Raw genomic sequence first — 22,654 nt, forward strand, 5'->3', positions numbered from 1 at the left:
CTGTCCGAGCGCCCCGGACAGGTGCGTCGGCCGAAAGAGGGGCGGCGGGTGACCCGATGGGGTGAGCGCCCCCGTCCGGCCGGGCGACGCGGCCGCCGGGCGGACGAGACTCGCGGGGTCCGTAGCTGAGCTCGGACCGAGGTGGCCACCCGGATGACCGCGGTGCGCACCAGTCGACGGCTCGCGTCCACCGCGGGATGGGGGGACGGCAATGGGATCCCGGAGTCTGACCGAGATCGTGCGGGCCGGGTGGCGGGTCATCGCTGCTCTGACGGTGGTCGGCGTACTGGCCGGGCTCTGCTGGTCGCTGGCAGCCGAGCGCACCTACCGGGCCACCGCGAGCGTCTTCTTCTCCCTGCAGTACGGGGACTCCGCGGCCGACCTGGTCCAGGGGTCGACGTACACGCAGGACCAGGTGACGTCCTACGCCCGGCTGGCGACGACCCCGGTCGTCCTCCAGCCGGTCATCGACCGGCTGGAGCTGGCGACGACGGCACCCGCACTGGCTCGGCAGGTGGAGGCGTCCGCGCCGGTCGACACGGTGATCGTCGAGGTCACCGCCACCGGCTCCTCGCCGGCGGAGAGCGCTCGGATCGCCGACGCGGTCGTCGGCACGCTGTCGGACACCGTGGAGCGGCTCGCCCCCGAGGGGGCCGACGGCGAGCCGACCGTGCGGGCCACGACCGTGGCCCCGGCCGAGGTGCCGCGCTCGGCCGCCACGCCCAACACGCCGCTGGACCTGGCCACCGGGCTGGCCGTCGGGTTCCTGGCGGGACTGGGCTGGGTCTGGGCGAGGAACGCCCTGGACAACCGGGTCCGCGACGCCGCCACCCTGGCCGAGCTCACCGAGCACCCGGTGATCGGGACCATCGGCGCGTACGACGGCCGCACGAGGCGCCGGGTCGTGATGGAGACCGAGCCGCGTGGGCCCCAGGCCGAGGGCTTCCGGCAGTTGCGCACCAACCTGCAGTTCCTCGACCTCCCGGCGCTGACCGGCGGGGAGACGGGGAGCGGTGGTCGTGTCCTCGTCGTCACGTCCTCGTTGGAGGCCGAGGGCAAGTCCACGGTGGCGGCCAACCTCGCGGCGGCGCTGGCCGAGACCGGTGCCCGGGTGCTCCTCGTCGATGCCGATCTCCGCCGTCCGTCCGTGCCGGAGATGCTCGGGCTGGAGGGCTCGGCGGGTCTCACCACGGTGCTGCTGGGTCGGGCGGCGCCGGCCGAGGTCGTGCAGGACTGGGGGATGTCCGGCCTGCAGGTGCTCACCTCGGGTCCGCTGCCCCCCAATCCGGCCGAGCTGCTCGGGTCGCCGGCCATGACCGGGCTGCTGCGCGTGCTGCGGACGGACTACGACCACGTCGTCCTGGACACCGCGCCCCTGCTGCCCGTCGCCGACGGGGCGATCCTCTCGCGCGCGGCCGACGGTGCCGTGCTGGTGGTCAACGCGACCAGGGCACGCCGGCCCCAGGTGGTGGAGAGCCTCCAGGTCCTGGAGCGGGTCGGTGCCACGGTGCTCGGTCTGGTGCTCAACCAGGTGGACCGGGACGAGCGGGTGTACGAGTACCGGGAGGCCGCGGACGCCGACCTGCTGGTGGCTCCGGTCCCCCTGCACGGCACTGCGGCCGCGCCGGCTCCCCGGTCCGCGGAGGCGACGCTGGGCGGCCCGACCGGAGCTGCCGCGGGTGGCCGTGAGCCTGCGTTGGTCGGCACGGGCGGTGTTCGACCACCGGCGCGTGGGCTGGCCGGCGCGCGTCGCCGGATGAGCGGCCGACGGTGACGGTGGACGTCCGGGCCGGGAGTGCCTCGTTCACGGTGCTGCTCGTGTGCACGGCCAACATCTGCCGGTCCCCGGCCGCCGAGGCGCTGCTCCGTGTGGGGCTGGCCGCGGCCACCGACGTCGAGGTGGCCAGCGCCGGCCTGACCGCTCGGGTGGGCAGCGCGATCGCGCCGGAGATGGCACGCACGCTGCCGGTGCCCGTCACCGGCTTCCAGGCTCGGCAGGTGACCCCGGAGGTGGTGCGCGGCTCGGACCTCGTCCTCACCATGACGCGGGAGCAGCGTGCTCAGCTCGTGGCCCTGGTGCCCGCCGCGGTCCGGCGGACGTTCACCCTCAAGGAGTTCACGGCCCTGACCGTGCTGGCTGCCGGTCGCGGGCGGGTCACCGGTGCGTCGACGCGTCAGCGGCTGCACGCCGGGACGACCGAGGCGCCGCGGTTCCGCAGTGCCCGTGCTGCGGGGCCCGATGACGACATCGCCGACCCGTACGGCGGGCGTCCCGCGGACTACGCGCGGGCCACCAGGGAGATCGAGCAGGCGGTCGCCACGTTGGTGTCCGTCGTCGGCCTGTCGTAGTCGGGCCGCCCCGGCGAGCGGCGCGGAGGAGCCTCTCGTGTCACCGTGTGTGAGCACGAACGGGTGGCTTGGCCTGCGCATGTGTCGCCTCATCGGGTGTTGTTCGGCGCAGCTCTCACTTTCCGTGACGTCGGGCCCTTAGCGTCACGAGGGCATCAGCGGCACGGTGGAGGAGAGCTCATGACGGTGATCGGCTACGCCCCCGGGGCTTACGACCTGTTCCACATCGGGCACCTCAACGTCCTCAGGCACGCCGCGGAGCACTGCGACCGGCTCGTCGTCGGCGTCGTGTCGGACGAGATGCTGCTGCAGGCCAAGGGCCGGCTCCCGGTGGTCCCGCTGGCCGAGCGGATGGAGATCGTGCGCAACCTGCGCTTCGTCGACGACGTGCACGCCGAGGTGGTGCCGGAGAAGATCGACACCTGGCGCGAGGTGCGGTTCGACGTCCTCTTCAAGGGGGACGACTGGCGGGGCACCGCCAAGGGCCGGAAGCTCGAGCGCGAGTTCGCCGCGGTCGGTGTGGAGGTGCAGTACTTCCCGTACACGGTGCACACCTCCAGCACGATCCTGCGCAAGGCGCTGGCCGCCATCGACGCCCAGGAGCCGGTGGGCCGCAGGGCCCGCGCCCTGAGCTCCTGAGCGACGCCGCGCCCCGCCGCCACCAGGACTAACCTGGACGACGGCCCCCGCGCGCACCCGGCGCGCTCTGCTCTGCAGCGGACGTGGTGCGGCCCCAGGAACTGGAGTGACCCCCGTGAGCTTGCGCGGCGTGCTCGACGTCGTCCTGTCCGACGCCGGCGTTGCCTCGGTGGTGGGCAGGGCCGGCACGGCCGACCTGACCGTCACCGCCCCGCCGCCGGTCCAGCCGCTGGTGGCGGCGGCCCTGGCGGCCCCGGCACCCGGCGCCGACGTGCCGGTGCTGGTGGTCACCGCGGGGGAGCGGGACGCCGACGCGCTGGCCGCGGTGCTGCGCTGCTTCCTCCCCGACCGGCGGGTGGAGGTCTTCCCCGCCTGGGAGACGCTGCCGCACGAACGGCTCAGCCCCCGCCCCGACACCGTCGGCCGCCGGCTGGCCGTGCTGCGCGACCTGACCCACCCCGGCGAGAACGGCACCGTCGACGTCCTGGTCGCCCCGGTGCGCAGCGTGCTGCAGCCGCTGGCCCCGGGCCTGGGCGACCTGGTGCCGGTGGAGCTGGCACCGGGTCAGAGCGCCGACCTCGACGCCGTCTCCCAGGCGCTCTCGGACGCCGCCTACACCCGGGTGGAGCTGGTCGAGAAGCGCGGGGAGTTCGCCGTCCGCGGTGGCCTGCTCGACGTCTTCCCGCCCACCGAACCGCACCCGGTGCGGGTGGAGTTCTGGGGTGACGAGGTCGACGAGCTGCGGTACTTCTCCGCCGCCGACCAGCGGTCGCTGGACGAGCGGCCCGACCGGCTGTGGGCCGCGCCGTGCCGGGAGCTGCTGCTGACCGCAGAGGTCCGGGCCCGCGCCGTCCAGCTGGCGGCCGAGCACCCGGAGCTGGCCGAGGTGGCCGGCAAGCTCGCCGAGGGCATCGCCGTGGAGGGGATGGAGTCGCTGATCCCGGCCCTCATCGGTGGACACCAGATGCAGCTGCTGACCGACCTGGTGGCACCGGGCACCCACGTGCTGGTCTGCGACCCCGAGCGGGTGCGCAGCCGGTCCGCCGACCTGGTGCGCACCGCCGAGGAGTTCCTCGCCGCCTCCTGGCAGACCGCGGCCGAGGCCGGCCAGGCGCCGATCGACCTGGGCGCCTCCTCCTTCCAGGACCTCGCCGACGTCCAGGCGGCCGCGCGGACCAGGGGCCTGCCCTGGTGGACGACGGGCGCCTTCACCCTCTCCCCGGACGACGACGACCAGCACGTCACCCTGGACGCCACCGGGGTCGAGCGCTTCCACGGCGACCAGGCCCGCGCCTTCGACCAGCTGCGCAGCTGGGGCCGCGACGGCTGGCGGGTCGCCCTCACCTTCGCCGGCCCCGGCCCCGCCCAGCGTGCGGCCGACCAGCTCACCGAGGCCGACCTGGGTGCCCGGCTGGTGCCCGGCATCGAGACCGCGCCGACCGCGGGGCCGACGCTGATCACCCAGGGCAACCTCGAGGCCGGCTTCACCTTCCCGGCCGTGGGACTGGCGCTGCTCACCGAGGGCGACCTCACCGGCCAGCGCGGCACCTCGATGAAGGACGCCACCAAGATGCCGGCCCGCCGGCGCAACGCCGTCGACCTGGTGCAGCTCCAGCCGGGTGACCTGGTGGTGCACGAGCAGCACGGCGTCGGCCGCTACGTGGAGATGGTGAGCCGCACCGTGCACGGCGGGCAGCGTGACTACCTGATCGTCGAGTACGCGCCCGGCAAGCGGAACCAGCCGCCGGACCGGCTGTTCGTGCCCACCGACTCCCTGGACCAGCTGACCCGCTACGTCGGTGGCGAGGCGCCCGCGCTCTCCAAGCTCGGCGGTGCGGACTGGCAGAAGACGAAGAACCAGGCCCGCAAGGCGGTCAAGCAGATCGCCGCGGAGCTCATCCGGCTGTACTCCGCGCGGATGGCGTCCAAGGGCCACGCCTTCGGGCCCGACACCGTCTGGCAGCGCGAGCTGGAGGACGCCTTCCCGTTCACCGAGACGCCCGACCAGCTGGCCGCGATCGACGAGGTCAAGGCGGACATGGCCCAGCCGGTGCCGATGGACCGGATCATCTGCGGAGACGTCGGCTACGGGAAGACCGAGATCGCGGTCCGCGCGGCGTTCAAGGCCGTGCAGGACGGCAAGCAGGTCGGCGTCCTGGTGCCGACGACGCTGCTGGCCAACCAGCACTTCAAGACCTTCTCCGAGCGGTTCGCCCAGTTCCCGGTGACGGTGGCGGTGCTCTCCCGGTTCCAGTCGAAGACCGAGTCCGACGAGGTGCTGCGCAAGCTGGCCGACGGCGAGATCGACGTCCTGGTCGGCACCCACCGGCTGCTGCAGCCCACCACCCGGTTCAAGGACCTGGGGCTGGTCATCGTCGACGAGGAGCAGCGCTTCGGCGTCGAGCACAAGGAGTACCTGAAGAGCGTGCGGACGGCGGTCGACGTGCTGTCGATGTCGGCCACCCCCATCCCGCGCACCCTGGAGATGAGCCTCACCGGCATCCGCGAGATGTCCACGATCCTCACCCCGCCGGAGGAGCGGCACCCGGTGCTGACCTACGTCGGCGCCTGGGAGGACAAGCAGATGGCCGCGGCGATCCGCCGCGAGCTGCTCCGCGACGGCCAGGTGTTCGTGATCCACAACCGGGTGCAGTCGATCGACAAGGCGGCGGCGAAGATCCGCAACCTGGTGCCCGAGGCCCGGGTGGCGGTCGGCCACGGCCAGATGAAGGAGCACGAGCTCGAGCGGATCATGGTCGGCTTCTGGGAGAAGGAGTACGACGTCCTGGTCGCCACCACGATCGTCGAGTCCGGGCTGGACATCCCCAACGCCAACACCCTGATCGTCGACCGGGCCGACACCTTCGGCCTCTCCCAGCTGCACCAGATCCGCGGCCGGGTCGGCCGTGGCCGGGAGCGGGCCTACGCCTACTTCACCTACGACCCGTCCCGGCCGCTCACCGAGACCTCGGTCGACCGGCTGACCACCATCGCGCACAACACCGACCTCGGCGCCGGCATGGCGGTGGCGATGAAGGACCTGGAGATCCGCGGCTCGGGCAACCTGCTCGGCGGCGAGCAGTCCGGGCACATCGCCGGGGTCGGCTTCGACCTCTACGTCCGGCTGGTCGGCGAGGCGGTCAGCGACTACCGGGCCCAGGCGACGGGGGAGTCCCCGGCGGTGGAGCCGGCCGAGGTCCGGGTCGACCTGCCGGTCGACGCGCACCTGCCGCACGACTACGTGCCCGGCGAGCGGCTGCGGATGGAGGCCTACCGGAAGGTGGCCTCGGTGCAGGACGACGACCAGGCGCAGGCCGTGCTCGACGAGCTCACCGACCGCTACGGCGCGGCCCCGGCCCCGGTGCTCAACCTGCTGGCGGTGGCCCGGTTCCGCGCGGCCATGCGACACCTCGGGGTCACCGAGGTGTCGATGCAGGGGCGCAACGTCCGGGTCGGGCCGGTGGAGCTGCGCGAGTCCCAGGTGATGAAGCTGTCCCGGCTCGCCGAGGGGGCCACCTACAAGGACGCCGTCCGCACGGTGTCGATCAAGGTGCCGGTGGGTCCGGACCGCCGCACCCCGTTGCGCGACGTCGCCCTGCTGGAGAAGCTGCACGCGCTCCTCACGTCGGTCCTGGAGCAACCGGTCGCCGTCGCCTCCTGAGCGCGGGCTGCGGCGTGGGTCACACCCGGTGTGGGACGCTCGCGCCGTGCCGCGCCGCAGACTCCTCGCCGTCCTGCTCGTCGGTGTCGCCGGGGTGGGTGGCCTCGCCGGGTGCCGCACGTCCCCGGACGTCGCCGCCTACGTCGGCGAGGAGCAGGTGACCGTCGCCGAGCTGGACGAGGCCGTCGACACCCGGCTCGCCGACCCGGCCATCGCCGCCTACGCCGCTGCCGACGAGGTCGGCTACATGCGGCAGGTGCTGTCCCTGCAGGTGGGCGGGGAGCTGCACGAGGAGGTCGCCCGGCGCTGGGACGTCGAGGTGTCCGACGCCGACGTGCGGGAGCGGATCACCGAGCTGCTGGGTGGCGCCGACCCGGAGGCGGTCTTCGCGCAGGTGGCGCAGCAGCAGGGCGTCAACGAGGCCGACGTGGTGCAGAACGTCCGCCAGCAGATGATCCGCGAGCGCGCCGCGGTCGCGGCCGGGCTCGCCGAGCTCTCCGAGGCGGCGCTGCGCGAGCGCTACGAGGAGGTGCGGGCGGGGCTCGCGCAGGTCGAGCTCGGCCTGGTGACCGTGCCCGACCAGGCCACCGCCGACGCCGTGCTGGCCCAGTTGACCGCCGACCCGGCCGGCTACCCGGCCCTGGCCGCCCGGTACGCCGGGCCCAACACGCTGCCGCAGATCGAACCTCGCGCGCCGGCCGACCTGCCGGATGTGCTGGCCGCGCCGATCGCGGCGACGCCCGCCGGGCAGGGGTTCACCCTGGCGCTGCCGGAGGCCGGCGGGGTGGTGGTCGGCTTCGTCCGCGACGTCTCCGTCCCGACGTTCGAGGAGCTGCGCCCGCAGCTGGCAGCGGCGGCTGCGGCCGAGGCGGCGGAGGCGGGCATCGCGCTGGTGACCGAGGTGCGCGAGGACCTCGACCTGGTGGTCAACCCGCGCTTCGGCGTGCTGGAGGCGGGCCAGGTCGTCGCCGCCGACGGCGGTGTGGTGCAGCTGCTGGAGGACGCCCGCGAGGAGGCCGCCGGGGTTGCCGGAGACTGAGCGGGTGCCTGTCGCGCTCCTCGTCACCGTCAGCCCCCGCCTGCCCGGACTGCTCGCCCCCGCCGGTTGGCGGGCCGTCACCGCCGCCCCGGAGGTGCTCGCCCTGCCCGGCGCCGGCACCACCGCGGCGGTGCTGCGGGCCGAGGGGATCGCGGTCACCGACGTCCCCCACCCGGATGCGGCGGCTGCGGCCGGCCCCGGCGCCGTCCTGCTGGCCACCCCGGAGGAGGCCGCCGGCTGGGAGGGCGTCCCGCGGGTGGCGGGCGCGCCGGAGCCGCCCGGCGCACGGCTGCTGGACGTCGTCGGCGTGATGGACCGGCTGCGCTCGCCCGGCGGCTGTCCCTGGGACGCCGAGCAGACGCACGCCTCGCTCCGCGGCTACCTGCTGGAGGAGGCGCACGAGGCCTACGACGCGATCGTCGACGACGACCCGGTCGCGATGCGCGAGGAGCTCGGTGACGTGCTCCTCCAGGTGGCCTTCCACGCCCGGGTCGCCGCCGAGGCGGAGCCGGGCCGGCGCTTCGACGTCGACGACGTGGCCGGTGACCTGGTCGACAAGCTCGTCCGCCGGCACCCGCACGTCTTCTCCGACGCCGGCCCCCGGGACGTCGCCGCGGTGGAGCGGGGCTGGGACGAGATCAAGAAGACCGAGAAGCAGCGTCGCTCGCCGACCGAGGGGGTGTCGCGCTCGCAGCCGGCCGGCTCGTGGGGGGCGGCGCTGGCCGGGCGGGCCGCGCGGGCCGGGCTGCCCACCCCGCCGGCCGCCGAGCTGACCGCCGCGGACCCCGCCGAGCTCGGGGAGCAGCTGCTCGGGCTGGTCGTCGCCGCCCGGCAGCGCGGGTGGGACGCCGAGGACGCGCTGCGCACCGCCGTCCGCCGCTATGCCGACGAGCTCGACGCGGCCGCCCACGCGCGCGGCTGACCTGCCCCGTCCGGGTCACCGGGCGACGCGGGTGCCCGGCCCGGCCCCTAGCGTGGACGGCGACCGGCCGAGGGGGTGGCCGGTCGCCCGCCCCGCCGACGAAGGAGCTCCTGCCGCGTGCCGCTGACCGCGTTCCCGACCACCCCGTCCCCGCTCGCCGCCGACGGCGTCGTCTCGGGTGTGCTGCCCCGGAGCACCTGGCTGCTGCTGCTGGTGGTCGCCGGGGCCGCGCTGGTGGCCTGGCTGGTCGCCGTCGCGATCGGGGCGCTGGTGCGCCGGCTCGCCGGGTCCTCGCCGGTGGCGGCCGACCTCTCCCGGCGGGGGCGCCGGCCGCTGCGGGTGCTCCTCGTGCTGCTCGCGGTCACGCTGGTGCTGGACGCCGCACCCGGCGTGGGCGACTGGCGCGACGTCGTCGTCCGGGTCCTCGGGCTGGCGCTCATCGCCGTGGTGGCCTGGCTGATCGCGGTCGCCGCGTTCGTCGTCGAGGACCTGGCGCTGACCCGCTACGACGTCGACGTCGACGACAACCGGCACGCCCGGCGGGTGCGCACCCAGGTCACGCTGATCCGCCGGCTGACCGTGGCGGTGATCGCGGTGCTGGCGATCGCCGGGATGCTGCTGACCTTCCCGGCGGCCCGCGCGGCCGGCACCAGCATCCTGGCCAGCGCCGGGGTGCTGTCGGTGGTGGCCGGGCTCGCCGCCCAGACCTCGCTGGCCAACGTGTTCGCCGGGATGCAGCTGGCGTTCACCGACGCGATCCGGGTCGACGACGTCGTGGTGGTCGAGGACGAGTGGGGCCGGATCGAGGAGATCACGCTCACCTACGTCGTGGTGCACGTCTGGGACGACCGGCGGCTGGTGCTGCCCTCCACCCACTTCACGACGACGCCCTTCCAGAACTGGACCCGCAAGGAGTCCGCCGTCCTCGGGTCGGTCGAGCTGGACGTCGACTGGACGGTGCCCCTGGAGGGGATGCGCGCCGAGCTCGACCGGCTCGTGGTGGGCAACGAGCTGTGGGACGAGCGGGTGGTGGTGCTCCAGGTGACCGACGCCGTCGGGGCCGTGGTGCGGGTCCGGGTGCTGGTCAGCGCCAAGGACGGCCCGACCCTGTTCGACCTGCGCTGCCACGTGCGCGAGGGCCTGGTCGTGTGGCTGCAGCGCGAGCACCCCACCGCGCTGCCGAAGGTGCGCAACGAGGGCGTCGCCGGCCCGGACACCGCACCGACGCGGCGGCCGGCCGTGGTCGACGGCGGCACCCGGCCGGCCGGTCCGCAGTCCGGCCTGTTCACCGGGAGCCAGGAGGCGCGGGAACGCTCCCGGGCCTTCACCGGCCCGAGCGAGGCCGAGCTGGCCGAGCGGGCCCGGGCCGACGAGGAGTCCCGCGAGCAGCCGCTCGCCTGACGATCGGGGTCCTCCCTCAGCCCTGGCGGGTGGCCTGCGGGTCCGAGCCCAGCAGCTGGGGGACCCAGAACAGCACCGCCGCCGACAGCGCGGTCGCCACGGCGAAGCCCGCCAGACCGCTGCTGTCGACGTAGGCCCAGAGCAGGCCCAGCACCGGGGCGAGGAAGGGCAGGACGCCATCCGCCCGCGCCTGCCGGGCGAGCCCCACCTCGCCGGCCTCGGGGACGACGGGCGCCTGCCGCACGCCACCGCTCGGCTCCTGGCTGCGCAGCCGCCCCGACGGCCACACCTCGGCGCCGTCGAGCACCGGCAGCACGAGGCGGGCCCGGGCCGGGTCGCCGCGCACCTCGACCCGGCTGCCCGGGGGCAGCCGGTCCAGCTCCGGGGCCCAGTGCGTGGGCAGCCAGCGCCGCCCGGCCGGCGTCTCCAGCTCCAGCCAGCTGCGCATCAGCAGCCCCTGGTTCCCGACGACGTGGGTGGCGGTCACCGTGCTGGCCGGCCTGGAGCGCAGCCGCGGGCGGCTGAGCAGGCGGGCCAGGGTCAGCGCGGCCACGGCGACCAGCACCACGACCGTGGCGGCCAGGCCGAAGACGACGTCCCCGACGGCGGCGTGGGCGGCGTCCCCGTCGGTGTACACGCGGACCGGGTCGCCCGCGGGGGCGGCCGACGGGTGCTGCACCGTCAGCTCGGCACCGACCGGCACGTCGAGCGGTTCGTCGAGCACCAGGGTGCCGCTGCGCTCCCGGCCGGCGTCGTCGCGGAAGGAGACGTCCAGCCCGCGGCCCTCGGGCCCGGTGCCGGCAGCGGTGACCGTCGCGGTCGCGGTGCGGTCGGCGGCGGCCAGCGGGGCCTGCACGTCGGACAGGCGCAGCGCCAGCGCGACCAGCACGGCGACCCCCACCACCAGCACCGGGACCAGTCCGAGGAGCAGCTGCCGGACGGCGCGCCGGTGCCGGCGGAGCGGGCGCGGGGGAGTCATCGCCGGCCATCGTCCCAGGCGTCCCCCGGCCGCCGTCCCGACCGCTCCGGGCGCGGGTGTGCCGCAGGACCCCGGGAGCTGGCTAGGCTGCAGCCCGTGGCCAGCATCGATGCAGTAGGCGCGCGGGAGATCCTCGACTCGCGCGGAAACCCCACCGTGGAGGTCGAGGTCGCACTCGACGACGGGACGATCACCCGGGCCGCCGTGCCCAGCGGCGCCTCGACCGGCGCCTTCGAGGCGGTGGAGCTCCGGGACGGCGGGACCCGCTACGGCGGCAAGGGCGTGACCCAGGCCGTCGACGGCGTCCTGGACGTCATCGGCCCGGAGCTCGTCGGCTACGACGCCGCTGAGCAGCGGCTGCTCGACCAGCGGCTGATCGAGCTCGACGGCACCCCGGACAAGTCCCGGCTCGGCGCGAACGCGATCCTCGGCGTCTCCCTCGCCGTCGCGAAGGCGGCCGCGGAGTCCTCGGGCCTGCCGCTGTTCCGCTACGTCGGCGGCCCCTCGGCGCACCTGCTGCCGGTGCCGATGATGAACATCCTCAACGGTGGCGCGCACGCCGACAGCAACGTCGACGTGCAGGAGTTCATGATCGCCCCGATCGGCGCGGCGAGCTTCGCCGAGGCGCTGCAGATCGGCACCGAGACCTACCACGCGCTGAAGTCGGTGCTGAAGAAGCGCGGCCTGGCCACCGGCCTGGGTGACGAGGGCGGCTTCGCCCCGTCGCTGCCCAGCAACCGGGACGCCCTCGACCTCATCGTCGAGGCCGTGCAGGCCGCCGGGTACACCGTCGGCACCGACATCGCCTTCGCCCTGGACGTCGCCGCCACCGAGTTCCACACCGACGGCGGCTACGACTTCGAGGGGCAGACCCGGTCGGCCGAGTACCTCGTCGACTACTACAAGGGCCTGGTCGACGCCTACCCGATCGTCTCCATCGAGGACCCCCTCGACGAGGAGGACTGGGACGGCTGGGTGTCGATGACCCGGGAGCTGGGCGACCGCGTGCAGATCGTCGGCGACGACCTGTTCGTCACCAACCCGACCCGGCTCGCCGACGGCATCGCCCGCGGTGCGGCGAACGCGCTGCTGGTGAAGGTGAACCAGATCGGCACGCTCACCGAGACCCTGGACGCGGTCAACCTGGCCCACCGCAACGGCTACCGCTGCATGATGAGCCACCGCTCCGGCGAGACCGAGGACACCACGATCGCCGACCTCGCCGTCGCCACCGACTGCGGGCAGATCAAGACCGGTGCCCCGGCCCGCAGCGAGCGCGTGGCCAAGTACAACCAGCTGCTGCGGATCGAGGAGGAGCTGGACGACGCCGCGCGTTACGCCGGCGCCGCCGCCTTCCCGCGCCTGGCTGCGCGCAGCTGAGTCCGAGCACGACGTGAGCACCGCCCGCACCCGCCGCGCCCGGCCCGGTGGCACCCGCCGCCGGAGCTCGTCGCGGCCGGTGCGGGCCGGTGCCCGCGGCGCGGCCGACAACCGGCCGGGCCGCCGCACCACCCGGCGGCCGGCCCGGAGCACCGCCCCCCGCCGCGGCCCGCGGTTCACCGGCCGCGCCGTGCTGCTCGGTGCGCTGGTGCTGCTGCTGGCCCTGACCCTCGCCGGCCCGCTGCGCCAGTACGTGGCCGGGCGGCAGGAGCTGGCGGAGCTGGCCGCCGAGCAGCTGGCGCTGGACCAGCGCGCCGCCGACCTGGAGGCGCAGCTGGACCGCCAGGCCGACCCCGCCTACATCGCCCAGCAGGCCCGGGAGCGGCTGACCATGGTGCTGCCCGGCGACCGGCTGGTCGTCGTCGGTGACGCCGGCGATCCCGGGGACACCGCCCAGCCCCCGGCCGGCAGCACCGCGCGGGACGCGCCCGTGCCCTGGTACGAGGGCCTGCTCAGCTCCCTCGCCGCAGCCGACGGCGACCCCCCGGTGACCGATCCGGGCGCTCCCGCAGACTAGGGACGTGCACAGCCCCGACCCCGCGCCGGTCTCGCCGCCGGTCACCACCGCCGAGCGCGCCGTCATCGCCCGTCAGCTGGGACGGCCGCCACGCGCCCTCGTCGGCGTCGCGCACCGCTGCCCGTGCGGCCAACCCGACGTCGTCGAGACCGCGCCCCGGCTGGAGGACGGCACGCCGTTCCCCACGCTGTACTACCTGACCTGCCCGCGGGCGACCGCCGCCGCCAGCCGGCTGGAGTCGGCCGGGAGGATGCGGGACTGGCAGGCGGAGCTGGCCACGGACCCGGAGCTGGCGGCGGGGTACCGGGCGGCGCACGAGTCGTTCCTGGCCACCCGCGACTCCCGCGACGTGCTGCCCACCCGGGCCAGTGCCGGGGGGATGCCCGACCGGGTCAAGTGCCTGCACGCCCTGGCCGGTCACGCCCTGGCCGCCGGGCCGGGGGTCAACCCGATCGGTGACCGGGCGGTCGCGGAGATGGGGGAGTGGTGGGCGGCCGGTCCGTGCGCCCAGCCGTCCCCGCAGGACCCGGAGGACGTCCGATGACCCGGGTCGCCGCCATCGACTGCGGTACCAACTCGATCCGGCTGCTGGTCGCCGACGTGCCCGTCGAGGGGCCGCACACCGACCTGCTCCGGCGGATGGAGGTCGTGCGGCTGGGGCAGGGCGTGGACGCGACCGGGCGGTTGGCGCCCGAGGCGATCGAGCGCACCCGCCTGGTGCTCGCCGAGTACGCCGCCCAGGCCCGGGAGCTGGGCGCCGAGCGGGTGCGGATGGTGGCCACCAGCGCCAGCCGGGACGCCGCGAACCGCGAGGACTTCGAGGCGATGGTGACCGCCACCCTGGGCCAGCTGCCCGACGTGGTCACCGGCACGGAGGAGGCCGAGCTGTCCTTCCTCGGGGCCACCGCCTCGCTGGCCGCCGCCGCGCAGGCCCACGGCGCTGCGGCCCCGCGACCGCCGTACCTGGTCGTCGACATCGGCGGCGGTTCGACGGAGTTCGTGCTCGGGGACGCCGGCGGGGTGCGGGCCGCCCGGTCGGTGGACGTGGGCTGTGTCCGGCTGACCGAGCGGCACCTGCGCAGCGACCCGCCGCCTCCCGACGAGGTGCAGGCCGCCGAGGGCGACGTGCGCGCGGCCCTGGAGCTCGTCGCCGCCGCCGTACCGGTCGGTGAGGCCGCGACCCTGGTCGGGCTGGCCGGCTCGGTGACCACGGTCGCCGCCCTGGCGCTCGGCCTGCCCGCCTACGACCCGGTCGCCATCCACGGGTCACGGATCCCCGTGGGCGCCGTCCGCTCGGTCGCCGCCGGTCTGCTGACCGCAACCCGGGCCCGGCGGGCCGCCTCGCCGGTGATGCACCCCGGCCGGGTCGACGTGATCGGCGCCGGCGCACTCGTGCTGCGGGTGGTCATGGACGCGTTCGAGCTCGACGAGGTCGTCGTCAGCGAGCACGACATCCTCGACGGCATCGCCCTCCGCCTCGCGCGGCCCTGACGCCGCGGGACGGGGCCCCCAGGCCACGTCCCGTTGGCCCCCTTGCAGGGCCCCGCCGCGAGCTTGCGAGCGGTGGGCAGCGGCCCCCTCCAGGGCACCGCCCTGAGCTTGCGAAGGGTGGGGAGGAGGGGGTCCTTCTGCTTCGTCAGGCGGCGCTGTCGGCGTTGACGCCCGGCGGCAGGCTGCCGGTGATCTTCTCGTAGACGGTGGCGGCACCGGCGGCGGCGACCAGCCGGCCGGCGGCGTAGAGCGCGCCGGAGACCGCGGCCCAGGCCAGCGCGTCGGGCCAGCTGACGCCGGGTGCGGCCGGGTTCTTCGGCGGCGGGTAGCCGCGCACCTTCTCCCACGTCGTGTCGGCGAGCTTCTTGACCACGATCCCGGCCGGGATGGCCATCGCAGGGCCGAGCAGCTTGTACAGCAACGGGGTCTTCACCTTCTGCTTCTTCGCCACCCCCCGATCATGCCGTGGGGGCGGCCGGCGCGCGCTTCGCAGCCGCATGCTGTGCTGTCCGGGTGGCACGCGACGCCGACGGCTTCCCCGTCACCCGCAGCCCGGCCGGGGTCGTCCGCGCCGCCGCAGGCAGCCGAGAGCTCGAGGTGCTGGACGAACGCATCTCCGGCTGCCGGGCCTGCCCGCGGCTGGTGACCTGGCGCGAGGAGGTGGCCCGGGTGAAACGGGCCTCCTTCCGGGCGGAGGAGTACTGGGGGCGCCCCGTCCCCGGGCTGGGGCCCGCCGACGCGCGGATCGGCGTCGTCGGCCTGGCCCCGGCCGCGCACGGCGGGAACCGCACCGGGCGGGTCTTCACCGGCGACCGCAGCGGCGACTGGATCTTCGCCGCGCTGTGGCGGGCCGGCCTGGCCAACCAGCCGACCTCGGTCGCCAGGGACGACGGGCTGGAGCTCACCGACGTCCGGGTGTGCGCTGCGGTGCGGTGCGCGCCGCCGGCCAACGCGCCGACCCCGGAGGAGCGGGACACCTGCTCGCCCTGGCTGGCCCGGGAGCTGGCGCTGCTGCCCCGGCTGCGGGTGATCGTGGTGCTCGGCGGGTTCGGGTGGACCGCGCTGTGGCCGGTGCTGGCCGGTGCCGGGGTGCCGCTGCCCCGGCCGCGGCCGGCGTTCGGGCACGGCGTGGAGGTGTCGCTGGCCGGCCACAGCGGCCCGCTCACCCTGCTCGGGAGCTACCACGTCAGCCAGCAGAACACCTTCACCGGCAGGCTCACCGAACCGATGCTGGACGCGGTGCTCGGCCGGGCGAAGGAGCTGGCCGCAGACTGACGTCGCCGGGAGGGGTTTGCCGCGGCGCCTGCGGGCCTACGGTGAGGCCATGGCCCAGCGACCGGTGATCCTGATCGTGGGCGGCGGCTACGTCGGCCTCTACACCGCCCTGCGGTTGCAGAAGAAGCTCCGCCGCGGCCGGGCGGAGATCATCGTGGTCGACCCCCAGCCGCACATGACCTACCAGCCCTTCCTGCCCGAGGCGGCGGCCGGCTCCGTGGAGCCCCGGCACGTCGTCGTCCCGCTGCGGCGCACGCTGGAGCAGTGCCGGGTGATCACCGGTGCGGTGGCCGGGCTCAGCCACGCCGACCGGACCGCGACGGTGACACCGGCTGAGGGCGACTCCTTCGAGCTGCGCTACGACGTGCTGGTGATGGCCGCCGGCTCGGTCGCCCGGACCCTGCCCATCCCCGGTCTCGCCGAGCACGGCATCGGCTTCAAGAACGTCGGCGAGGCCATCTACCTGCGCAACCACGTGCTGGCCCGGCTGGACGCCGCGAGCTCCACCGACGACCCGCAGGTGCGCCGGCGGGCGCTCACCTTCACCTTCGTCGGCGGGGGCTACGCGGGGATCGAGGCGTTCGCCGAGCTGGAGGACATGGCCCGCTACGCGCTCGAGCGCTACTACCCCCGGCTGTCCCCGGCGGACATGCGCTGGGTCCTGGTCGAGGCGACCGGCCGGATCCTGCCCGAGGTCGACGCGGACATGGGTGCCTGGACCGTGCAGCAGCTGCAGGCACGGGGGATGGAGGTCAAGCTCAACACGACGCTGGACTCCGTCTCCGACGACGGCGTCGTGCGCACCGGCGACGGCGACGAGTTCGCCAGCGACACCCTGGTCTGGACGGCGGGCACCAAGCCGCACCCGATGCTCGCCCGGACCGACCTGCCCCTGGACGAGCGCGGCCGGGTGCGCTGCCGGGCCACGCTGCAGGTCGACGGCCTGGACGGCGCGGTGCTGGACGGCGCGTGGGCCGCCGGCGACCTCGCCGCGGTGCCGGACCTCACCAAGGACGAGCCCGGCGCCACCACCGCCCCGAACGCCCAGCACGCGGTGCGCCAGGCCAAGCGGCTGGCCGACAACATCGTGGCCGTGCTGGACGGTGAGGAGCCGGTGGAGTACCGGCACGCCTACGCCGGTTCGGTGGCCAGCCTCGGGCTGCACAAGGGGGTGGCCCAGGTCTACGGGGTCAAGCTCAAGGGCCGACCGGCCTGGCTCATGCACCGGGCGTACCACGTCAGCCGGGTGCCCACCCTGAACCGCAAGGTCCGGGTGATCGCCGACTGGGCGCTGGCCTCGGTGTTCCGGCGTGAGGTCATCGCACTGGGCCAGCTGCAGAACCCGCGGCGGGAGTTCGTCGCCGCGGCCACCGGCGGCCAGGCCCCGGCGATCCCGCCGCCGAGCGCGGCAGACCGGGACCAGTCGGGCCCCCGGGCCAGCTAAGGTCCCCGGCGGGTCTTGCGAGCCCCAGTAGTCCAATCGCCCCCGTGGCCCAATCGGCAGAGGCAGGCCCCTTAAAAGGGTCCCGGTGTCGGTTCGAACCCGACCGGGGGCACCCGTCCGGGTGGTCCGGGGCCAACGGGAACTACCGGCACTGACCTGGCGTTACACCAGACAGCGTGGGGCGGACGAACTGAGCCCCACGGCCCGACCAGTCACCTCGAGGAGATGACGATGCCCAGCAGCAACCCGGCCTTCCGGGGCCTCCCGGCAGCCGGCAACGGCCCGTCCGCCGGCCGGGGCTCCGCCCCGCAGCAGACGTACGGCGGGGCACCCACCCAGCACGACCCGTACGCCGCTCCGTCGCCGTACGCCGCCACCGATCGCGCCTACATGACGATGGACGACGTCGTCACCAAGACCGGCCTCAGCTTCCTCGTGACGGTGCTCTCCGCGGCCGCCACCTGGGCCGTGCTGCCGGACGACCTCGCCCTGGGCCTGACGCTGCCGGCCGTCCTGGTCGCCCTCGTGCTCGGCCTGGTGATCGCGTTCAAGCAGATCGCCAACCCGGTCGCGACGCTGACGTACGGCGCTCTCTACGGCGTCGCGCTCGGTGCGATCAGCGAGATGTTCAACGACCAGTACAGCGGCATCGTGTCGCAGGCGCTCATCGGCACCTTCGGTGTCTTCGCCGGCATGCTGGTGGTCTACAAGACCGGCGCCATCCGGGTCACCCCGAAGCTCACCCGGTGGATCGTGGGCGCGCTCTTCGGCGTCCTGGCGCTCGTCATCGTCAACCTGGTCGCCAGCTTCTTCATCCCGGGCGGCCTGGGCCTGCGCGACGGTGGCCCGCTGGCCATCATCTTCAGCATCGTCGTCATCGGCGTCGCCGCGTTCACGCTGCTGCTGGACTTCGACATGGCCGACGAGGCGATCCGCCGCGGCGTCGAGCCGAAGTTCGCCTGGTACATCGCCTTCGGCCTGCTCGTCACGGTCATCTGGCTGTACATCGAGATCCTGCGGCTGCTCAGCTACTTCCGCGAGTGATCGCAGGACCCCGTTCCGGGGTCTGACGCACGACGACCGTGGCCCGGTCCCCGCGAGGGGGCCGGGCCACGGTCGTCTGTGGGGGACCCTGCTCAGTTGATCATCGGCATCTGGCGGTGCTCGGCGGCGTGTCGAGGAGCCAGATGCCGATGATCAACATGTCGTCATGCGCTCAGGAGAGGCGCTCGAGCACCATGGCCATGCCCTGGCCGCCGCCGACGCACATCGTCTCCAGGCCGAACTGGCCGTCCCGGGCGCGGAGCCCGTTGAGCAGCGTGCCGGTGATCCGGGCGCCGGTCATGCCGAAGGGGTGCCCGACGGCGATCGCGCCGCCGTGCACGTTCAGCTTGTCGATGTCGATGCCCAGGTCGCGGTAGCTGGGGATGACCTGGGCGGCGAAGGCCTCGTTGATCTCGACGAGGTCCATGTCCGAGATGGACATGCCCGCCCGGGCCAGCGCCTGCTCCGAGGCCGCGACCGGGCCGTAGCCCATGATCTCCGGCGACAGCCCGGTGACGCCGGTGGAGACGACCCGGGCCAGCGGGGTGATGCCGAGGTCCTGCGCCTTGCGGTCGCTCATGATCACCAGGGCGGCCGCGCCGTCGTTGAGCGGGCAGGCGTTGCCCGCGGTCACCCGGCCGTCGGGGCGGAACACCGGCTTCAGCCCGGCCAGGCCCTCCAGCGTGGTGCCGGCGCGCGGGCCGTCGTCCTTGCTGACCACGGTGCCGTCGGGCGTGGTGACCGGGGTGATCTCCCGCTCCCAGAAGCCGTTGGCGATCGCCTGCTCGGCCAGGTTCTGGCTGCGCACGGCGAACTCGTCCATCTCCTGGCGGGAGACGTCCTTGAGCAGCGCCAGGTTCTCCGCGGTCTGGCCCATGGCGATGTAGGCGTTGGGGAGCTCGCCGTCCTCGCGCGGGTCCTGCCAGCTCTCCGCGCCGCTCTCGGCCGTCTTGGCGACCCGGGCCTCGGCGTCGGCGAAGCGCGGGTTGTGGGTGTCCGGGATGGCGTCGGAGTTGCCCTTGGTGAAGCGGGACACCAGCTCGACGCCGGCGGAGATGAACACGTCGCCCTCGCCGGCCTTGATCGCGTGCAGCGCCATCCGGGTGGTCTGCAGCGAGGAGGAGCAGTACCGGGTGATCGTCGTCCCGGGCAGGTGGTCCATCCCCAGCAGGACGGCGACGACCCGGCCCATGTTGAAGCCCTGCTCACCGCCGGGCAGGCCGCAGCCCAGCATCAGGTCGTCGATGTCGGTCGGGTCGAGCTGCGGCACCTGGTCCAGCGCGGCCCGGGTGATCGTCGCGGCCAGGTCGTCCGGGCGGAGGTCCTTCAGCGACCCCTTGAACGCGCGGCCGATGGGGGATCGGGCGACGGCGACGATGACAGCTTCGGGCATGGGTCCTCCACGATGAGGCGCGCCACCTCGAGGGCGGCAACGGACGTCAGATGCCTCCCGAACCTACCCCCGGGTAGCTCCGCCACCCGCGGTGGCGGGGACCTCAGTGCGGCGCTGCCTCGAGGGCGGACTCGTCCGCACGCTCCGGCGTCGAGATGTCCGGGGGGCGCCGCCGGCGGAGCCGGGCCCACGGGCCGCGGGGACCGGACTCGTTCCCGCGGACGGCGGTCGGCTGCACCTCGGTGCCGGACCGGCCGGCGGCGCGGGCCGCGGCCTGGGCGACCGGCCGGACGGTGTCCCGGCGCAGCCGCAGGCCGCGGTCGGCCGCCGCCGGCCAGACGCCGATCGAGTCGGCGATCGAGGGGAGCAGCGAGGCGGCCGCTGCGGCGTAACCGGCCGCGGACGGGTGGAACTCGTCGTGGCTGAACAGCGTCCGGTCGCTGGCGAACGAGGGACCGAGGACCGAGCCGAGGGAGACGGTGCGTCCGCCCTCGGCCACCACGGCGATCGTCTGGGCGGCGGCCAGCTGGCGGCTCCAGCGCCGGGCCAGCACCCGCAGCGGCTGGGCGATCGGCCGGATGGTGCCCAGGTCGGGGCAGGTGCCGACGACGACCTGGCAGTCGGCGGCGATCAGCCGGCGCACGGCCTCGGCGAGCGCCCGCACCGAGTCCGCGGGCCGGGCCCGGCTGGTGACGTCGTTGGCGCCGATCATGATCAGGGCGACGTCCGGCCGTTCGAGCAGCGCCTGGTCGACCTGGGCGGCGAGGTCCTTGGACACGGCCCCGGACCGGGCGAACTTGGCCAGCCGGACCGGCCGCTCGGCCAGCTCGGCCAGCGCGGCGGCGATCAGCACACCAGGGGTCTCCCCGGCCTTGTCCACCCCGAGCCCCACGGCGCTGGAGTCGCCGAGCACCGCGAGCACGATCGGCTTGCCGCGGCCACGGCCGTACAGGCCGTTGCCGGTGGGCGGGTCGGCCTCGGACGGGTTGGCCTTGACCCGTCGCCGGGCGGCCCTGGCCTCCTCGCGCAGCAGGGTCACCAAGGCGGCTCCGGCGAGCCCGACGCCGCCACCGCCGTAGGCGGCACCGGTCGCCAGCCGCCGCGCCCTGCTCGCTCGCGTCACCCGGCCCGTCCCCTCTCCCCGGCTCCCCGGCCGCATGGCGCGGTCGAGAGTGCTGATCTCCAGGCTAGCCACCCCCTACGGTTGTGCCGTGGCCGACCGCACCGAGATCACCCCTGCTGGCGAGCACCCCGACGACCGGCAGCAGCAGATCGTCGACGTCCTCGTCGACGCCTTCTCCGGCCTGATGGCCGCCGACGCCGATGCCTTCCGGACCAAGTTCCGCAAGATGGCGGCGGACCCCTTCGCCTTCTACCGCGGGTCGGCCTGCCTGTTCTACGCCGACATGGCGACGCTGGAGGACCGCTGGTGTGACGAGCGGACGTCGCGCGTGTGGATCCAGGGTGACCTGCACGCCGAGAACTTCGGCACCTACATGGACGGCCAGGGGCGGATCGTCTTCGACGTCAACGACTTCGACGAGGCCTACCTCGGTCACGTCAGCTGGGACCTGCGCCGGTTCGCCGCCAGCTTCGCCCTGCTGGCCTGGCGCAAGGCGCTCGGCGACGACGTCATCGATGCCGTGCTCCGCCGGTACCTGGAGTGCTACCTCGACCAGGTGCACGCCTTCGTCGCCGCCGACGACGACCGCTCCTTCGCCCTCCGCCGGGAGAACACCGAGGGCGCGGTGCACGAACTCGTCCTGGAGACCACCGAGCACACCCGGATCGCCCTGCTGGAGCGGATGACGGTGATCGAGGGGCACCAGCGCCGCTTCACCGACCGCCCGCGCACCCGCCGGCTGGACGACGCCGAGCGGGACCGCGTGCTGGCCGCGGTGGAGCGCTACCGGGAGACCCTGCCGCCGGGCAAGCGCCGCCGGGAGGTGACCTACGACGTCAAGGACGTCGTCGCCACCGGGGGCTTCGGCATCGGCAGCGCGGGGTTGCCGGCGTACAACGTGCTGATCGAGGGGTACGACCAGGCGCTGGAGAACGACGTGGTCCTGTCGATGAAGCAGGGCAACGTGCCGGCCCCCAGCCGGGTGGTGACCGACCCGGAGATCCGCCGGCACTTCGAGCACGAGGGGCACCGGACGGCGATGAGCCAGCGGGCGCTGCAGTCCTACGCCTCGAGCTTCCTCGGGCACACCGAGATCGACGGCGTGGGGTTCGTGGTGGCCGAGCTCTCGCCCTACGAGCTGGACCTGGACTGGGAGGACCTGACCGAGCCCGAGGAGATCCTGCCGGTCGTCGCCCAGCTGGGGCGGGCCACGGCCAAGATGCACTGCGTCGGGGACGCCGACAGCGACCACGAGCTGGTCGACTTCCAGACCGAGGAGGCGATCACCGAGATGATCGGCGACCGGCGGGAGGAGTTCATAGCCGACCTGATCGCCTTTGCGCACTCCTACGCCGAGCGGACTCGCACCGACCACCGGCTCTTCGTGAACGCCTTCCGCTCCGGCAAGATCCCCGGGGTCAGCTCCAGCGGAGCCCACCCGGTCACCTGATCGGCAGCTCGATCATCATGCCGCGGTGCCCGCCCACCGGCCGCAGGTCGTACTCGTCGGTGATGATCGTGAAACCCAGCCGCTCGTAGAAGCCGACGGCGGACGCCCGCGCATCGCACCAGACCAGCTGGCCGCCGAGAGCCGACACCCGGGCCAGGCCCTCGGCCACCAGGGCCCGGCCGGCCCCGAGCCCCCGCACCCGGGGGTCGGTGGCCATGCCCCGCAGTTGCCAGGAGCCCTCGCCCTCCCGCCAGGGGCAGTCGCGCGGGTGGAAGCGGACCACGCCGACCACCTCGTCCCCGTCGATCCGGGCGGCCAGGTGCAGCGTGTACGGGGCGTCGTCCTCGTCGATCTCCACCGGCCGGCCCTGGCGCAGCTCCTGGGCGCGCAGCGGGTAGGTGGTCGCCGCGTCCACCTGTTCGATGGTGATCGTCCCGGTCTCCGCCTCGGTGGTCACCACAACAGTCTCCCCGATCCCGGACCAGCG

The 22,654-nt window shown here is 74.5% G+C and carries 20 protein-coding genes and 1 tRNA gene; 16 read left to right on the plus strand and 5 right to left on the minus strand.

The window, feature by feature from the left end; all coding sequences use genetic code 11:
• Positions 1-211: 211 nt before the first annotated feature.
• The 7 genes from O2W18_RS03215 (at position 212) to O2W18_RS03245 (ending at position 10,011) form a co-directional block, all read left to right on the plus strand.
• Positions 212-1,774, plus strand: coding sequence for a polysaccharide biosynthesis tyrosine autokinase (locus O2W18_RS03215; RefSeq protein ID WP_269186125.1), 1,563 nt, complete (start codon positions 212-214; stop codon positions 1,772-1,774).
• The gene (locus O2W18_RS03220; RefSeq protein WP_269186126.1) at positions 1,771-2,349 is read left to right on the plus strand and encodes an arsenate reductase/protein-tyrosine-phosphatase family protein; all 579 of its coding nucleotides are present in this window, start codon (positions 1,771-1,773) and stop codon (positions 2,347-2,349) included. The genes O2W18_RS03215 and O2W18_RS03220 overlap by 4 nt, the downstream gene beginning before the upstream one ends.
• A 180-nt stretch (positions 2,350-2,529) precedes the next feature.
• Entirely contained in the window at positions 2,530-2,988 is a 459-nt protein-coding gene (locus O2W18_RS03225; protein ID WP_269186127.1) for an adenylyltransferase/cytidyltransferase family protein, read from the plus strand.
• A 115-nt stretch (positions 2,989-3,103) separates the two neighbouring features.
• Complete coding sequence (gene mfd, locus O2W18_RS03230; RefSeq protein ID WP_269186128.1) at positions 3,104-6,649, plus strand: transcription-repair coupling factor; 3,546 nt, start codon at positions 3,104-3,106, stop codon at positions 6,647-6,649.
• A 46-nt stretch (positions 6,650-6,695) separates the two neighbouring features.
• The gene (locus O2W18_RS03235) at positions 6,696-7,688 is read left to right on the plus strand and encodes a peptidylprolyl isomerase (RefSeq protein ID WP_269186129.1); all 993 of its coding nucleotides are present in this window, start codon (positions 6,696-6,698) and stop codon (positions 7,686-7,688) included.
• A 4-nt stretch (positions 7,689-7,692) separates the two neighbouring features.
• A complete protein-coding gene (locus O2W18_RS03240) occupies positions 7,693-8,610 on the plus strand; it encodes a MazG family protein (RefSeq protein ID WP_269186130.1) in 918 nt (305 codons plus the stop codon).
• Positions 8,611-8,727: 117 nt separating this feature from the next.
• Positions 8,728-10,011 (plus strand): mechanosensitive ion channel family protein, encoded by a 1,284-nt coding sequence (locus tag O2W18_RS03245; RefSeq protein WP_269186131.1) that lies wholly within the window; start codon positions 8,728-8,730, stop codon positions 10,009-10,011.
• A 16-nt stretch (positions 10,012-10,027) separates the two neighbouring features.
• On the opposite strand, the gene O2W18_RS03250 is transcribed toward O2W18_RS03245, so the two are convergent.
• Positions 10,028-10,990, minus strand: a complete 963-nt coding sequence (locus O2W18_RS03250) for a hypothetical protein (protein ID WP_269186132.1) — start codon at positions 10,988-10,990, stop codon at positions 10,028-10,030.
• 96 nt (positions 10,991-11,086) lie between these two features.
• On the opposite strand from O2W18_RS03250, the gene eno reads away from it, so the two are divergent.
• Genes eno through O2W18_RS03270 form a run of 4 tightly spaced genes read left to right on the plus strand, consistent with a single transcriptional unit; the run spans position 11,087 to position 14,438 of the window.
• Positions 11,087-12,370 (plus strand): phosphopyruvate hydratase, encoded by a 1,284-nt coding sequence (gene eno, locus O2W18_RS03255; RefSeq protein ID WP_269186133.1) that lies wholly within the window; start codon positions 11,087-11,089, stop codon positions 12,368-12,370.
• Positions 12,371-12,383: 13 nt separating this feature from the next.
• Complete coding sequence (locus O2W18_RS03260) at positions 12,384-12,947, plus strand: FtsB family cell division protein (RefSeq protein WP_269186134.1); 564 nt, start codon at positions 12,384-12,386, stop codon at positions 12,945-12,947.
• A gap of 4 nt (positions 12,948-12,951) precedes the next feature.
• Positions 12,952-13,491 (plus strand): DUF501 domain-containing protein, encoded by a 540-nt coding sequence (locus O2W18_RS03265; RefSeq protein WP_269186135.1) that lies wholly within the window; start codon positions 12,952-12,954, stop codon positions 13,489-13,491.
• On the plus strand, positions 13,488-14,438 hold the full coding sequence (locus tag O2W18_RS03270; protein ID WP_269186136.1) for a Ppx/GppA phosphatase family protein: 951 nt from the start codon (positions 13,488-13,490) through the stop codon (positions 14,436-14,438). Before O2W18_RS03265 ends, O2W18_RS03270 begins: the two co-directional genes overlap by 4 nt.
• A 145-nt stretch (positions 14,439-14,583) precedes the next feature.
• On the opposite strand, the gene O2W18_RS03275 is transcribed toward O2W18_RS03270, so the two are convergent.
• Positions 14,584-14,889, minus strand: a complete 306-nt coding sequence (locus tag O2W18_RS03275; protein ID WP_164700481.1) for a DUF4235 domain-containing protein — start codon at positions 14,887-14,889, stop codon at positions 14,584-14,586.
• Positions 14,890-14,951: 62 nt separating this feature from the next.
• On the opposite strand from O2W18_RS03275, the gene O2W18_RS03280 reads away from it, so the two are divergent.
• The 4 genes from O2W18_RS03280 to O2W18_RS03295 all read left to right on the plus strand — a co-directional run bounded on the left by O2W18_RS03280 (position 14,952) and on the right by O2W18_RS03295 (position 18,201).
• Positions 14,952-15,713 carry a uracil-DNA glycosylase gene (locus O2W18_RS03280; RefSeq protein ID WP_269186137.1) on the plus strand — a complete coding sequence of 254 codons (762 nt, stop codon included), beginning with the start codon at positions 14,952-14,954 and terminating at the stop codon, positions 15,711-15,713.
• A 49-nt stretch (positions 15,714-15,762) separates the two neighbouring features.
• Entirely contained in the window at positions 15,763-17,157 is a 1,395-nt protein-coding gene (locus O2W18_RS03285; protein WP_269186138.1) for an NAD(P)/FAD-dependent oxidoreductase, read from the plus strand.
• A 38-nt stretch (positions 17,158-17,195) separates the two neighbouring features.
• Positions 17,196-17,269 (plus strand) — tRNA-Leu (locus tag O2W18_RS03290).
• Positions 17,270-17,388: 119 nt separating this feature from the next.
• Positions 17,389-18,201 (plus strand): Bax inhibitor-1/YccA family protein, encoded by an 813-nt coding sequence (locus tag O2W18_RS03295; RefSeq protein WP_269186139.1) that lies wholly within the window; start codon positions 17,389-17,391, stop codon positions 18,199-18,201.
• Between the two features lie 172 nt (positions 18,202-18,373).
• Here O2W18_RS03295 and O2W18_RS03300 read toward each other — a convergent pair whose 3' ends face one another.
• Entirely contained in the window at positions 18,374-19,594 is a 1,221-nt protein-coding gene (locus O2W18_RS03300) for an acetyl-CoA C-acetyltransferase (protein WP_269186140.1), read from the minus strand.
• A 103-nt stretch (positions 19,595-19,697) separates the two neighbouring features.
• Positions 19,698-20,717 carry an SGNH/GDSL hydrolase family protein gene (locus O2W18_RS03305; protein ID WP_269186141.1) on the minus strand — a complete coding sequence of 340 codons (1,020 nt, stop codon included), beginning with the start codon at positions 20,715-20,717 and terminating at the stop codon, positions 19,698-19,700.
• An 88-nt stretch (positions 20,718-20,805) separates the two neighbouring features.
• On the opposite strand from O2W18_RS03305, the gene O2W18_RS03310 reads away from it, so the two are divergent.
• On the plus strand, positions 20,806-22,167 hold the full coding sequence (locus tag O2W18_RS03310) for a DUF2252 domain-containing protein (protein WP_269186142.1): 1,362 nt from the start codon (positions 20,806-20,808) through the stop codon (positions 22,165-22,167).
• Here the strand turns inward: O2W18_RS03310 and O2W18_RS03315 are convergent.
• Entirely contained in the window at positions 22,160-22,624 is a 465-nt protein-coding gene (locus tag O2W18_RS03315) for a GNAT family N-acetyltransferase (protein ID WP_269186143.1), read from the minus strand. The genes O2W18_RS03310 and O2W18_RS03315 overlap by 8 nt on opposite strands.
• Between the last annotated feature and the right edge of the window lie 30 nt (positions 22,625-22,654).

The sequence above is a fragment of the Modestobacter sp. VKM Ac-2983 genome (genome assembly GCF_026967885.1).
Lineage (GTDB): Bacteria > Actinomycetota > Actinomycetes > Mycobacteriales > Geodermatophilaceae > Modestobacter.

Excerpts from the sequence above, each read along its gene's own strand:
- O2W18_RS03215 (WP_269186125.1), top strand. The coding sequence starts at position 212 with ATGGGATCCCGGAGTCTGACCGAGATCGTGCGGGCCGGGTGGCGGGTC.
- O2W18_RS03225 (WP_269186127.1), top strand. The coding sequence starts at position 2,530 with ATGACGGTGATCGGCTACGCCCCCGGGGCTTACGACCTGTTCCACATC.
- O2W18_RS03250 (WP_269186132.1), bottom strand. The coding sequence starts at position 10,990 with ATGACTCCCCCGCGCCCGCTCCGCCGGCACCGGCGCGCCGTCCGGCAG.
- O2W18_RS03270 (WP_269186136.1), top strand. The coding sequence starts at position 13,488 with ATGACCCGGGTCGCCGCCATCGACTGCGGTACCAACTCGATCCGGCTG.
- O2W18_RS03285 (WP_269186138.1), top strand. The coding sequence starts at position 15,763 with ATGGCCCAGCGACCGGTGATCCTGATCGTGGGCGGCGGCTACGTCGGC.
- O2W18_RS03295 (WP_269186139.1), top strand. The coding sequence starts at position 17,389 with ATGCCCAGCAGCAACCCGGCCTTCCGGGGCCTCCCGGCAGCCGGCAAC.
- O2W18_RS03300 (WP_269186140.1), bottom strand. The coding sequence starts at position 19,594 with ATGCCCGAAGCTGTCATCGTCGCCGTCGCCCGATCCCCCATCGGCCGC.